The sequence below is a fragment of the Billgrantia bachuensis genome (genome assembly GCF_011742165.1).
GTDB classification, from domain to species: domain Bacteria; phylum Pseudomonadota; class Gammaproteobacteria; order Pseudomonadales; family Halomonadaceae; genus Halomonas; species Halomonas bachuensis.
In genome coordinates this window covers 43,269-56,217 of record NZ_JAAQTO010000059.1, presented here as the reverse complement: position 1 = coordinate 56,217, position 12,949 = coordinate 43,269, and the positions used below count along the sequence as shown (strand labels likewise).

Here is a 12,949-nt window from a genome sequence, read left to right as displayed (position 1 = left end):
TTCAGCTCTTCCAGCGCTCGAAGAGAAGGGGCTAACGAGAACGCCCGCCGGCTAGTGCCAGCGGGCGTTTTGCTACGCAGCCGAAATCAGGCGGTGGCCTTGCTGCCGACCAGCTCCTTGAGTGCGGCCTCGACGATATCCAGGCCCTCTTCGAGGATCTCGTCCTCGATGGTGACCGGCATCAGGAAGCGGATGGTATTGCCGTAGAGGCCGCAGGAGAGCAGGATCAGCCCCTTCTCGCGGGCCTTCTTGCACAGCGCGGCGGCCAGGTCGGCGTCAGGCGTGTGCTTGGCCTTGTCCGTCACCAGGTCGATTGCGGCCATGGCGCCCATGTTGCGGGCGTTGTCGACGCAATCGAAATCGCTTTGCCACTGGCCGAAGCGCTTGGCCAGCTTGTCGCCGAGTGCCAGGCTCTTCTCGAGAATTTTCTCCTCCTCGAACACGTCGAGTACGGCCAGGGTCGCGGCGCAGGAGAGTGGGTTGCCGGTATAGGTGCCGCCCAGCGAGTTGGCACCCGAAGCATCCATTACCCGATCGGTCCCCACCACGGCCGAGATCGGCATACCGTCGGCCATGCTCTTTGCCATGGTGATGATGTCCGGCTCGACGCCGCTGTGCTCGATGGCGAACAGCTTGCCGGTGCGACCGAAACCCGACTGCACTTCGTCGACGATCATCAGCATGCCGTGCTCGTCGCAGATCTCACGAATCGCCTTGAGGAAGCTGGTCGGAGCGGGGTAGAAGCCGCCCTCGCCGAGGACCGGCTCGAGCACGATGGCAGCGGTGTCGCGGGGGTTGGCGTCGGTCTTGATCGCCATCTTGAGGCCGCGCAGCGCCTCGTCCTCACTGACGCCGTGGTAGGGCACGGGGTAGGGGGCGCGGAAGACATTGCCCGGCATGGTGCCGAAGTCGGTGGCGTAGGGCGCGACCTTGCCGTTCATGGCCATGGTCATGAAGGTGCGGCCGTGGTAGCCGCCATCGAAGCAGATCACGTTGTTCTTGCCGGTGGCGGCGCGGGCGATCTTCACTGCGTTCTCGAGTGCCTCGGCGCCCGAGTTGGCCAGCATCACCTTGGCGTGGCCGCGTACGGGCGTGACCTTGCTCAGACGCTCGGCGACCTTCACGTAGCCCTCGTAGGGCATCACGGTCTGGCAGGTATGCATTACCTTGTCGAGCTGTGCCTTCACCGCTTCGACCACCTTGGGATGGCGATGGCCGATGTTGAGCACACCGATGCCGCCGGCAAAGTCGATGATGCGGTTGCCGTCGGCGTCCCAGATCAGCGCGTTCTCGGCGCGATCGGCAAACTGAGTGGCGGGGCTGGCCGCGCCGTTGGCGACGTAGCGCTGCTTGAGTTCGTTGAGCTGTGCGTTATTCATCTAGCCTCCCTTCATACGTGAACGTTGCGGGCGATCAAAGGCCGCCGACACAGACGTATTTTAGTTCAGTGAATTCATCCAGGCCGTGATGTGAACCCTCACGACCCAGGCCCGACTCCTTGACGCCGCCAAAGGGCGCAAGTTCGGTGGAGAGAATCCCTTCGTTGACGGCCACCATGCCATACTCCAGGCCCTCCATCACATGCCAGATTCGGCGATAGTCGCGAGCGTAGAAGTATGCCGCCAGGCCGAACTCGGTGGCGTTGGCCATGGCGATGGCCTGATCGTCGGTATCGAAGCGAAATACGGGTGCCAGCGGGCCGAAGGTCTCCTCGCGTGCCACGCGCATCTCATCGGTGACATCGGCGATCACCGTGGGCTGGTAGAAGGTGCCCCCCAGTGCGTGGGGCTCGCCCCCGCACACCAATCTGCCGCCCTTGGACAAGGCATCGGCAATGTGGGATTGCACCTTGTCCACCGCAGCCGCATTGATCAGCGGGCCCTGCACCACGCCGTCTTCGAGGCCATTGCCCACCTGGAGCTCGCCGACCCGGGCGGCCAGTTTCTCGACGAAGGCATCGTAAATGCCCGATTGCACCAGCAGGCGGTTGGTACACACGCAGGTCTGGCCCGAATTACGGAACTTCGAGGCCACCGCACCCTCGACTGCGGCGTCCAGGTCGGCGTCGTCGAAGACGATGAAGGGCGCATTGCCACCGAGCTCCAGGGAAGCCTTCTTGACCGTGCCGGCGCACTGCGCGAGCAGGCGCTTGCCCACCGGGGTGGAGCCGGTGAAGGAGACCTTGCGCACCCGCGGGTCGGTAGTCAGCACCTCGCCGATCTCGGCAGGACGGCTCGCCGTGATCACGTTGAGCACCCCGCTGGGGAAGCCCACCTGCTCGGCCAGCCTGGCCAGGGCCAGGGCGGTCAGCGGCGTGGCCTCGGCGGGCTTGATCACCACCGGGCAACCGGCGGCCAGTGCCGGAGCGCACTTGCGCGTGATCATCGCCAGCGGGAAGTTCCACGGTGTGATTGCCGCCACCACGCCGATCGGCTCGCGGAAGACCAGAATGCGCTTGTCGGCGCCATGGCTGGGCAGGGTTTCGCCTGCCGTGCGCTTGGCCTGCTCGGCGTAGAACTCGACGAACGATGCCCCATAGGCGACTTCGCCGCGGGATTCCGCCAGCGGCTTGCCTTGCTCGAGTGTCATCAGGCGGGCCAGCGATTCCTGGTGGGCCATGATCGCATCGAACCAGGCGCGCAGCAGGCCGGCACGCTGCTTGGCAGGCTGGCGGCGCCATGCTGTCCAGGCTGCTTCTGCCGCCGCCACGGCATCACGCGCGTCGTTCGCGGTAAGGTCCGGCACGCTGGCCAGCGTCTCGCCGGTGGCGGGGTCGGTCACGTCGAAGCGGCGCTCGGCGTCGCGCCACCGGCCATCGATGAAGGCCTTGTCGATGAAAACGTCGGCAGGGAGTGACATGGGGGCTCCGTGTGTTGATTATCTTGTCTTGCGAGTGTGCATTATTTAAAACGTTTCGCCAAGACTCCGTTAAACAGCCCTCCCGGCTTTTTTTAGCCGTCCAGGGCCATCGGCGTGCGCCGCGCTTTCCGCTACACTAGGCGCCGATTTCCCTGGTGTGGCAGTGCTGCACTTTTATCTCTGCTGGTTGAACGTCGAGGTGAGACTTGGTCGATCCCCTTTACGCCTGGTGGGCTCAGCAGCTGGTTCTGTGCGAGTGGGCCTTCGAACCCGAACCCAATACGATCGAGGCCAAGGCGGCCAGCGCCAGGTTGCAGGCGCTGGGCGTCAATGATCGCGGTGAGTTGGGCTGGCGTCTGGTCGAGGCCTTCGGCACCGGTACTGCCGATCCGGCGCGCCTGTTGGCGACACTCGAGCTGCTCGCCCTGGCCGGCTCGGTCGGCTGGCTCGGCGAGCCGCGCTTGCGTGGCTGGCTGGTGCGCCTGACCGATGAGATCACACGTCTCTACCCCAACCTGGGAAGCTGGCTCGAGGCGCTGCGGCATGCCAAGAGCGCCGAGGGCTGGGTGCGCGGTGACGATGGCTTCTGGGAGGCCTGCGAGGCCCTGGCGGCCCTCGAGCGTGACGGCGAGGGCATCACCTGGGACACCCTGACCGAATGGGTTGCCAAGCAGAGCAAGGACCGCACGCTCACGCTCTGGCCCGATGCCCCGCAGGCCCGCGCCTGGCGTCTGAGAGCAGTCTTTTCCCCGGTGGTGGAAGAGCCGCCTGGTGAGATGGACTGGCCCGAAGCGAAGGAGTGGCTATGGCGGAACTGGCAGATCGAAGACCGCACCGGGCTGGTCCAGAGTCTGCTGTGGCTGGCTGGCTATGGCCATCGGCAGGGCTGGGATCTCGATGCCACCCGCTTGTTGACGGCGTCGGGTGACGAGCGCCAAGCGTGGTTCGAGGGACTCTCCAGCGCTGAGCGTGACTATGGCCGGGTGTTGCTTGATCTGATTGAACGCGGCGAGCCGCTGGAGTGGGCCGCCTGGGATTGGTTGCGGCTGATCGACCTGGCCTGGGCCGGTGCCTGTGCGGGCTGGCTCGACGTGGCGGAAGCCCAGGATTTCGCCACCCATGGTGCCGACCTGATACTGCGCCGCTACAGCGACTGGTCGGCGCTGGCGCGAGCCTATCAGCGGGGCTGTAGCCTGTTCGAAGGGCATGATCGACTGGCTGACATGCAGCGTGACTGGAGCCTGTTGCTCAACTCGCCCGTGAGCCCCTGGCGGGCACCGCTGCAACAGTTGCTGAGCGAGGAAGAGAAGGAGAGGTCGCGGCACTCCATCATGGCCTGGCGGCGTTCGCCACGTCATTGGGTACTGGCGTTGGCCTCGGTACGCGAGCCGGAGTTCGGTATGCGCCAAGGGCCGGCCGTGCCTGTCGCCGTCGAGCGGCGTGACGATGCCCTGCGTTACCTCGACGAAACCCTGGGGCTACACCCCGATGAAGGCGTGGATGCATTGACGCGTTACTGGTTGCCGGCCCAGGCACATCACCTCAACCAACTGGCGGCCGATGCCGCCCATGGCGCCTTGCCCGCGGCCGACACTCCGTTCGGGCGACCCGAGGCCGAAGACCTGGGCAGCCTCGTAGCGCTGAAGCAGGGCAGCCGGCATGCGGCGACCATCCACATGGCCGAGAAGTATGCCTTCTACCTGCAGATGGCGATGGACAGCGAGGCGTTCGATGCCGAGGCGATGAATGCGTTGGCCGAGGCCCTGCGTGGCACCCTGTGTCGCTTCTACCCCGGTGCACGCCGTCTGCTCGAGGCCTGGACCCAGTGGGAGCGACTGTTGCCGGAGGGGGAGCATCCGCCGCTGATCAGCGAGATCCGCTGGCACCTGGACGATCCGGGCAGCCCGTTTCATTGGCTCGATTGGCATTCCGCCCAATGGCACGAGCCAGGCCCGCGTCCGACCCTGTCGCGCTTCACCGCCATGGCCTTGGTGGGGCCGCTCAACAATGCCGCCTGGAGCGAACCGCATGTAGAGAGCGCACGGGAAGCGGTCTCGATCAGAGAATGGATAGATGGGCACTATGGCCTGCATGGCCAAGCCGAGCTCAACGAGTTTCTCGATTTTCTGCTCGAAGCGGGTGACCGGCAGGAGTACCAGATCAACTATGCGCCCTATACGCTCAATGCCCAGCGACTGGCCTCGGAAATCGCCATGTTGGAAACCGGTGAGTGCAGTGAAGAGGATCGTACTCACCTGTTGCGCTTGCAGCGCGTGCGAGACAATGCCGATGGCTGCAACGAGCTGGACATGACCGCATGGGACGTGGCTCAGGCGGTGGACTTGGCCATTGCCGGCCGCCAGCTTGGCTGGCTGGATGGTGCCGCTTTCAGCATCATGCTGGAACGCGCCCATGCGCTGGCAGCCGAACACTACGGCAGCTGGGAGGAATACGCCCGAGGCCTCTATGCGGGATTCTCCTTCTTCATGGGGGAAACGCCCGAGCGCGAGGGTTTCCTTGCCGGTTTTCGCCAGGCTCTGGTTGCTTGGCTGTCTGGGGCGCCACCGCTGGCCGGCTCCTGGGCGAGCCTGGATTTCCCCGGGGCCAGGCCGCGCCATTGGGCGCCTATGCATATCGACACGCTACCGGGCGACATAAAGACGCTACATTAGGGCTCGCCCTGGTCAGGAAGTGTGGTTTATAGTCAGTTGGTTTATAAATGGCTCCCTGTGTGGGGCCTTCGTGCAGCAATGAACGTGAGCCGGCGCAAGGCCGCTCTGGCAGTGGTACGGGCATCGAAAGGCCAGGCACCACTGCCACAGCGATCCTCTCGGGTTTGTCAGGTAGGGCTTGTTTGCTCGACCCGGGCATGCGTGCGGCTCAGGGAATGAGGACTTCGCAAGTATGTTGGCCACGGGATCGAGTCGTATCGCTGTGCTCGTTGTGTTGCTGGCATTGCTGTCCGGATGTGCTGGATCGTCGACCTCGTCGCTGGAAGCTCCAGACGACTACTTTGCGCGGCAGCTGCCGGGCATGTCGTCTTCCTACAGCCCGCTGATGTCCCCGGTGGACAATCCTATCCTGCGGGTGAGCAGCCTGCACAATCCGCCGCCCGAGCTGGTGCGCGAAGCGCTGCTGGCTCAGCATGAGCGCTGGGCCGGGACGCCTTATCGGCTCGGCGGTACCGGCCGAGGCGGGATCGACTGTTCGGCGCTGGTACAGCACGTATTCAGTGAGACCTTCCGCCTCGATCTGCCGCGCTCCACCGGCGAGCAGGTACAGCAGGGCACACCGATCTCCCGCGATGATCTCCAGGTGGGCGACCTGGTCTTCTTCCGTCCGCCGGGGCGCTACGACCATGTCGGCATCTACGTCGGCGACGGTTATTTTCTTCACGCCTCCACCTCCCAGGGCGTGATGCTCTCCGAGCTCGACAACTCCTATTGGCAGCGCTACTACTGGCAGGCCCGCCGGACCCTGGAGCCGACCACCCTGGCGCAGCGAGTCGTCATTCCCGAAGGCTGAAACCAAGCCGGCCTGACCCGCCTGGTTGCTCGAACCCAGCCCGGCTTCTGAACGAGCGCTTGCGCTTGGCTCTCACAAGACTCCACGATGCGAGATGGCATACTCCACGAAGGCGCTCTCCGCTCGCGACAGGTAGGCGTCCTTTGCCCAGGCCAGCGACAGGTCGAGCCAGGCCGGGGTATCGAAGGAGACGGCGACCAGTTCCGGCTCGTCCACGACTCGACGCAGGAAGGTGGTGATGCCGAAGCCCTGGCGTACGATGGCCTTGGTCAGCGGTATCAGGTTCGACTGGAAGGCGATGTTGGCGGCAAGACCTGTCCGCCGCGAGAGCGCGTCGACGAATTCGCGATGGAAGTAACCATCCTGGAACAGCACCAGCGGCTCCTGAAAGAACTCCGAGGCGCTCACGCGGCTTCGCAGTGCGAAGGGGTGTGAGCGCGGCACGCATACCACCATCTCTTCACGGGTCAAGTGCCGCCTTTCCATGTAGCGACTCTGCTCGTCGTCGATTACCACGCCGAGATCCAGTTCGCCGCCGGCAATCATGTTCTGCAGCCGTCGCGCGCCCGCCTCCACCACGGTCAAGCGGATTCCCGGGTGCTGCGCCTTGAAACCCATCAACAGCGGCGGGAAGTAGTAGGAACCGAGCATAGAGGGAATGCCGATGCGTACCTCGCCCTTGACCAGTCCGTGAAGCTCACGCATGGCCAAGTGAGTGGCCTCGGCGCGTTCGAGCAACTCGCGCGCGTGGGCATGGAGCGCTTGGCCCTCCGGCGTCAGGGCGATACGTCGCTCGTGACGGTGAAACAGGGTCAGCTCCAGGTGACGCTCGAGATTGGCGATGGTCTGGCTGACGGCAGATTGGGCCACGTGGAGCTCGCGCGCGGCGGCACTGAAGCCGGCTCGCTCAGCCACCGTGACGAAGACACGCAGGGCGCGCAGATCGAAGGGCAGGGCCATGTGAAATGTCCATAAGCTAAAGAGATGGCTCTAATCTTTTTATGCTGTTTGGCTTATCGTACTGCATGGTCGATCATGACTGACAGTTTTCCGGTGCAGGTATTCGCATGATCGTCGCTCGTTCCCCTGCCTGGTGGCGTGCCACACTGGCGCTCTGTCTCGGCTCTATCCTGGTGTTCGTCAATCTCTACGCGCCGCAGCCGCTATTGCCCGACCTGCGCCAGGCCTACGGCGTCTCGACGCTGGGCGTCAGCCTGGTCATGTCGGTGGCTACCCTGTCGCTTGCCGGTGCGCTGCTGGTCTTCGGACCACTATCGGACGCCATCGGCCGCGGTGGCATCATGCGCGTGACGCTACTGCTGGTCGGGCTCTGTTCGCTGGCGCTGGCCTACGCGCCCACCTTCGAGGTGCTGCTGGCGCTGCGTCTGGTACAGGGCTTCCTGCTCGGCGGGCTGCCCGCGGTGGCTATCGCCTGGATGGGCGATGAGTTCGACCGCCCGGCGCTGATGGCGGCCGTGGGGCTCTACATCGGTGCCAATACCTTGGGTGGTATCGGTGGGCGGCTGATCGGTGGAGGCGTCGGCGAGATCGGTGGGGCCAGCGCCGGCTTCCTGACGGTGGGCCTGGTAACTCTGGTCGGCGTGGCGCTGTTCTGGAGATTGCTGCCGCCGCCGCGTCAATTCACGCCGCGTCGCTTCGAGCTGCGTGGTGCGCTGACGGACCTGGGCGGTCACCTGCGCCATCCGCTGCTGCTGGCTGCCTACCTGCTCGGCGGCATCAACTTTCTGATCTTCATCAACCAGTACAGCTACATCACCTTTCGCCTGGCCGAGGAGCCGTTCGGGTTGGGCGCACGCTGGCTGGGCATGATCTTCCTGACCTATCTGGGCGGTACCTTGAGTTCAGCGTTCTCCGGCCGACTGGCTCGCTACCTCAGCCAACCGGCCTGCATGGCGCTGGGTGTGCTCATTCTCATGATCGGTACCTTCGTCACGCTGGCGGATTCCCTAGCATGGATCATCACCGGGCTGACCATCAACGCGGTAGGTTTCTTCCTGGCGCACTCCATGGCCTCGAGCTGGGTCGGTCGCCAGGCTCAGCGAGCACGGGGCAGCGCCTCGGCGCTCTACCTAGTCTTCTATTACCTTGGGGCCAGCCTCGGCAGCGTCTGGCTGGAGCCGTTCTGGCAGCGGGGCGGCTGGCTCGGTGTGGCCGTCGGCTCCTGGCTGCTGCTTGGCATCACTCTCGCCATTGCGATGTGGCTGTGGCGCTGTGAACGCTACCTCGGGCAGGCATCACCGGCTCCCTAGGCCTCCCGCTTCATCCCCCCACACTTCCTCGAGGCGCTCCTCGCGACCACAGGCCGACTTGTAGAAGTTGTAGCGCACCGGATTCTTGCGATAGTAATCCTGGTGATAGCCCTCAGCGGGATAGAACGCCTCGAAATCGCTTATCTCGGTGACGATCTCCCTATCGAAGCGCTCGCTGAGTTCGTCGCGCGTGGCCTCGGCCAGCTCGCGCTCTTCTTCACTGGCGGTGTAGATCACGCTGCGGTAACTCTCGCCCTCGTCACAGAACTGGCGATCGACGGCGAAGGGGTCGACATTGCGCCAGAACACGTGCAGCAGCGTGGCGTAGTCGACCGCCGCGGGATCGTATTCCACCCGCACCACTTCGACATGGCCGGTACCGCCATCGACTACCTGTTCGTAGCTGGGGTTCTCGACGTGGCCGCCGCTGTACCCCGAGGTGGTCGAGACGACACCTTCCACCTTGTCGAATGCCTCCTCGACACACCAGAAGCAGCCACCGCCAAAGACGGCACTGGCCGTTTCCTCGCTCGCCATGGCCATGCCGAAGGGCGGCACCAGTATCAGCCCACACAGCAAGACATTTCGTATCCTGAGCATGACGGGTTTCCTCGTTTCACTGAGTTGCAGTCTGTAAGGTTGGAAGCTGTCAGGCGACACAGGTTCCGTATAACCTCTGTTTAAAGTCTATCTCCAACTCGGGAGTCGCCCGTGACGCGTCGTCGTCTTTTCCTTGCGCTGGTGCTGGTCGTCGTCGTGGCGGCCTATTTCCTCAGCGGTGCCGACGAGGCACTGACGCTGACCAACCTGCAGTCCGAGCAGGCGCGCTTCCAGGCCTGGCTTGCCGATGACCCACTCACGGTAGTGGGTGGCTTCTTTCTTCTCTACGTGATCATGGCGGCGCTGTCGCTACCCGGTGCCGCGCTGCTGACGGTACTGGGTGGTGCGCTGTTCGGGCTCGGCTGGGGGCTGGTGATCATCTCCTTCGCCAGTACTTTGGGGGCAACCCTGGCTGCGCTGATTGCCCGCACCCTGCTGAGAGGCCCGTTGGAAAAGCGCTTCGCGCCGCAACTCGAGCGCATCAATGCCGGCATTCGGCGTGAAGGCGCCTTCTACCTCTTTACCCTGCGGCTGATCCCTCTGTTTCCCTTCTTCGTCATCAACTTGGTGATGGGACTGACCCGCATGCGCCTGTGGACCTTCTACTGGGTCAGCCAGTTGGGCATGCTGCCGGGCACGGCGCTGTACGTGAATGCCGGCCGCGAGCTTGGCAACCTGCAATCGCTATCCGACGTTCTATCGCCGGGTCTGATCGGCTCCTTCGTGCTGATCGGGCTGTTTCCCTGGCTGGCGCGCGCCCTGGTGGCCATCGCCAAGCGCCGTCGGCTGGCGTTGCGTTTCGCCAGGCCGACGCGATTCGACTATGACATCGTGGTCGTCGGTGGTGGCTCGGCGGGCCTGGTGGCGAGCTATATCGCTGCGGCGGTGAAGGCCAGGGTGATGCTGGTTGAGCGTGACAAGCTGGGTGGTGACTGTCTGAATACCGGCTGCGTGCCGTCGAAGGCGCTGATTCGAGCGGCACGGCTGGCGGAGGAGATTCGCGACGCCGGCCGCTATGGCATCCATGCCGGCGAGCCACGCGTCGATTTCGCCGCGGTGATGGGCCATGTGCAGCGCGCCATTCACCAAGTGGAGCCGCACGACAGCCGCGAGCGCTACGAAGGCCTGGGCGTGGAGGTACTCGCCGGCGAGGCCTGTCTGCAGGATCCGTGGCGAGTGCGCGTCAGGGGGGATGAGGGAGAGCGCGTGGTTACTACCCGGCATGTGATCATCGCCAGTGGGGCGAGGCCGAAGGTACCGCCGCTACCCGGGCTCGAGGCCGTCGAAGTGCTGACGTCGGACAACCTGTGGCAGCTCACGACCCTGCCCGGGCGCCTGGTGGTGCTGGGCGGCGGCCCCATCGGCTGTGAGCTGGGGCAGAGCTTCGCTCGCCTGGGAAGCCGTGTCAGCCTGGTCGAGATGGGCCCGCAGCTGTTGCCCCGGGAGGACCTCGACGCCGCCGATGCACTGCGATTGCGCCTCGAGAGGGAGGAGGTGACGCTCTGGCTCGATACTCGCGCCGTTCGCGTCGTACCGGACGAGGCGCCAGAGGCCGGCCACTTGCTCGAGGTGGAGCGCCGTCTGGCCTCGGGCGAGCTCGAAACGCATCGGCTGCCGTTCGACCGTCTGCTGGTGGCAGTGGGGCGCCAGGCGAGCGTGGCCGGCATGGGGCTCGAGGCGCTGGGGGTGGAGACGCGCCCGGATGGCACCTTGGCGGTGGATGAAAACCTGCAGAGCGTGCTGCCCAACGTCTGGGCCTGCGGCGACGTGGCCGGCCCTTTCCAGTTGACCCATGCCAGTGCTCATCAGGCGTGGCATGCCACGGTGAACGCGCTGTTCGGTGAGTTCAAGCGCTTCCGGGTCAGCTACCGGGCATTGCCTGCCGTGACCTATACCGAGCCGGAGGTGGCGCGTGTGGGGCTCAGCGAGCGCGAAGCGCGTGCCCGCGGCATCGACTTCGAGGTGACGCGCTACGAGCTTGCCGAGCTGGACCGGGCCATTGCCGAGGGCCAGACCGAAGGCTTCGTCAAGGTGCTCACGGTGCCCGGGAGGGATCGGATTCTCGGGGCGAGCGTTGTGGGGCGGGGCGCAGGCGAGCTGCTGGCCGAGTTCACTCTGGCGATGACCCACGGCATCGGCCTGAACAAGCTGCTGGCTACCGTTCATCCTTATCCCACCTGGTCGGAGGCGGCCAAGGCCACAGCGGGGGTATGGAAAAACGCGCACAAGCCCGAGCGCCTGCTGGGCTGGCTGGCCCGTTACTTTGCCTGGCGCCGAGGAGCTCACCAGGCAGCGTCGACCGGGGCGCAAAGCGAGACGAGGAGGGAGAATGCTTGACCGTTGGACCATGCCCCTGACACAGGCACCACTGGAACTCATTGCCAGACGGCTCATGTCCCGGGGAATCCGGCCTGACAAGATCACGTTGGTGGCCTTCGTCATCGGCATGCTCAGCCTGCCATTGCTGGCCATGGAGTGGTATGCGGTGGCTCTGGCGGCGATCCTGCTCAACCGCCTGGGTGATGGCTTGGATGGTACCCTGGCTCGGCTATCCGGCACGGCAAGCGATGCGGGAGGTTTTCTCGATATCGGTCTCGACTTCGTCTTCTATGCCGCGGTGGTGCTGGGCTTCGCGCTGGCCGACCCGGCCGCCAATGCGCTGTCGGCAGCCTTCCTGCTGTTCGCCTTCATCGGTACTGGCACTTCCTTCTTGGCCTTTGCCATCATGGCCGCCCGGCACGGGCTCGAACGGCCGCGGTTTCAGAAGAAGGCATTCTATTATCTGCATGGTTTGACCGAAGGGACGGAGACCATCCTTGCCTTTGTGCTCTTCTGCCTGCTGCCGAGCTATTTCCCTCTGCTGGCCACGCTCTTCGCTGTGGCCTGCCTGATTACCACTTCCACGCGACTATGGGGAGGCTACCGTACGTTGCGTGGCCTCGATGCCAGGGTATGAAACACAAAAAGGGCAGCCTGGAGCTGCCCTTTTCAGTACGCCTGCTGAACGTGAAGTGCTCGATCAGTGCTCGACGCCGCCTTCGCCATGTACGTGGCCGTGCTCGATCTCTTCCTGGCTGGCTTCGCGCACTTCGGCGATTTCGACATCGAAGTTGAGCTTCTGGCCGGCCAGCGGGTGGTTACCGTCGACGGTCACGGTGTCGCCTTCCACCTGGGTAACGGTGACCATCAGCGGGCCGCCCTGGGTCTGGGCCTGGAACTGCATGCCCGGCTCGACGGCCTCGACGCCCTGAAAGGCGTCGCGCGGTACTTCCTGTACGAGTTGAGGCTGCACCTCGCCGTAGCCCTCTTCCGGAGAGACGGACACATTGAGCTTCTCGCCGGCTTCGCGGCCTTCGAGCTGTTTCTCCAACCCGGGAATGATGTTACCGGCGCCGTGGAGATAGGTCAGCGGCTGGCGGCCTTCCGAGCTGTCCAGCACCTCACCTGCATCATTGGTCAGGGTGTAGTGGAACGCGACAACGGAATTTTGCGCAATCTGCATTGATGAACCTTTCGGTGAGTGCATGTAGACACCATGGTAACGCGCGATACCAGGGCTGTCAGGGGGGATGCGGTTTTTTCAGCTTATCGAGGCTGGTCCTGAGCGTCATTCACGCCTTTTGGCGTGGTTGCACGCCCAGTGCCCCGCGGCTACCCTAGCGTGATCCCATTATTGTCCAATCCGAGCCAACTTC

10 protein-coding genes are annotated in these 12,949 nt (G+C 64.4%); 5 read left to right on the top strand and 5 right to left on the bottom strand.

Going from position 1 to position 12,949, the window contains the following annotated elements:
- Positions 1–86: 86 nt before the first annotated feature.
- Entirely contained in the window at positions 87–1,379 is a 1,293-nt protein-coding gene (gabT, locus tag HBJ55_RS20575; RefSeq protein WP_167119581.1) for a 4-aminobutyrate--2-oxoglutarate transaminase, read from the bottom strand.
- Positions 1,380–1,413: 34 nt separating this feature from the next.
- Complete coding sequence (locus HBJ55_RS20570; protein WP_167119578.1) at positions 1,414–2,859, bottom strand: NAD-dependent succinate-semialdehyde dehydrogenase; 1,446 nt, start codon at positions 2,857–2,859, stop codon at positions 1,414–1,416.
- Positions 2,860–3,065: 206 nt separating this feature from the next.
- Here HBJ55_RS20570 and HBJ55_RS20565 point away from each other — a divergent pair, with 206 nt between their 5' ends.
- Positions 3,066–5,531, top strand: coding sequence for a DUF1266 domain-containing protein (locus HBJ55_RS20565; RefSeq protein ID WP_167119570.1), 2,466 nt, complete (start codon positions 3,066–3,068; stop codon positions 5,529–5,531).
- Positions 5,532–5,850: 319 nt separating this feature from the next.
- Positions 5,851–6,384, top strand: a complete 534-nt coding sequence (locus HBJ55_RS20560) for a C40 family peptidase (RefSeq protein WP_240936225.1) — start codon at positions 5,851–5,853, stop codon at positions 6,382–6,384.
- A 72-nt stretch (positions 6,385–6,456) separates the two neighbouring features.
- Here the strand turns inward: HBJ55_RS20560 and HBJ55_RS20555 are convergent, their stop codons facing one another.
- The gene (locus HBJ55_RS20555; protein WP_167119565.1) at positions 6,457–7,344 is read right to left on the bottom strand and encodes a LysR family transcriptional regulator; all 888 of its coding nucleotides are present in this window, start codon (positions 7,342–7,344) and stop codon (positions 6,457–6,459) included.
- Positions 7,345–7,451: 107 nt separating this feature from the next.
- Here HBJ55_RS20555 and HBJ55_RS20550 point away from each other — a divergent pair, with 107 nt between their 5' ends.
- A complete protein-coding gene (locus HBJ55_RS20550) occupies positions 7,452–8,654 on the top strand; it encodes an MFS transporter (protein WP_167119563.1) in 1,203 nt (400 codons plus the stop codon).
- Here HBJ55_RS20550 and msrA read toward each other — a convergent pair.
- The gene (msrA, locus tag HBJ55_RS20545; protein WP_167119561.1) at positions 8,640–9,254 is read right to left on the bottom strand and encodes a peptide-methionine (S)-S-oxide reductase MsrA; all 615 of its coding nucleotides are present in this window, start codon (positions 9,252–9,254) and stop codon (positions 8,640–8,642) included. The two genes, HBJ55_RS20550 and msrA, sit on opposite strands and share 15 nt — an antisense overlap.
- Before the next feature lie 111 nt (positions 9,255–9,365).
- Here msrA and HBJ55_RS20540 point away from each other — a divergent pair, with 111 nt between their 5' ends.
- Both HBJ55_RS20540 and HBJ55_RS20535 read left to right on the top strand, forming a co-directional pair.
- A complete protein-coding gene (locus HBJ55_RS20540; RefSeq protein WP_167119558.1) occupies positions 9,366–11,591 on the top strand; it encodes an FAD-dependent oxidoreductase in 2,226 nt (741 codons plus the stop codon).
- A complete protein-coding gene (locus HBJ55_RS20535; protein WP_167119555.1) occupies positions 11,584–12,210 on the top strand; it encodes a CDP-alcohol phosphatidyltransferase family protein in 627 nt (208 codons plus the stop codon). Before HBJ55_RS20540 ends, HBJ55_RS20535 begins: the two co-directional genes overlap by 8 nt.
- Positions 12,211–12,273: 63 nt before the next feature.
- Here HBJ55_RS20535 and HBJ55_RS20530 read toward each other — a convergent pair whose 3' ends face one another.
- Entirely contained in the window at positions 12,274–12,756 is a 483-nt protein-coding gene (locus tag HBJ55_RS20530; protein WP_167119552.1) for an FKBP-type peptidyl-prolyl cis-trans isomerase, read from the bottom strand.
- Positions 12,757–12,949 lie beyond the last annotated feature (193 nt).

Coding starts and splice junctions, on each gene's coding strand:
- HBJ55_RS20550 (WP_167119563.1), top strand. CDS start 7,452: ATGATCGTCGCTCGTTCCCCTGCCTGGTGGCGTGCCACACTGGCGCTC.
- msrA (WP_167119561.1), bottom strand. CDS start 9,254: ATGCTCAGGATACGAAATGTCTTGCTGTGTGGGCTGATACTGGTGCCG.
- HBJ55_RS20535 (WP_167119555.1), top strand. CDS start 11,584: ATGCTTGACCGTTGGACCATGCCCCTGACACAGGCACCACTGGAACTC.
- HBJ55_RS20555 (WP_167119565.1), bottom strand. CDS start 7,344: ATGGCCCTGCCCTTCGATCTGCGCGCCCTGCGTGTCTTCGTCACGGTG.
- gabT (WP_167119581.1), bottom strand. CDS start 1,379: ATGAATAACGCACAGCTCAACGAACTCAAGCAGCGCTACGTCGCCAAC.
- HBJ55_RS20530 (WP_167119552.1), bottom strand. CDS start 12,756: ATGCAGATTGCGCAAAATTCCGTTGTCGCGTTCCACTACACCCTGACC.
- HBJ55_RS20570 (WP_167119578.1), bottom strand. CDS start 2,859: ATGTCACTCCCTGCCGACGTTTTCATCGACAAGGCCTTCATCGATGGC.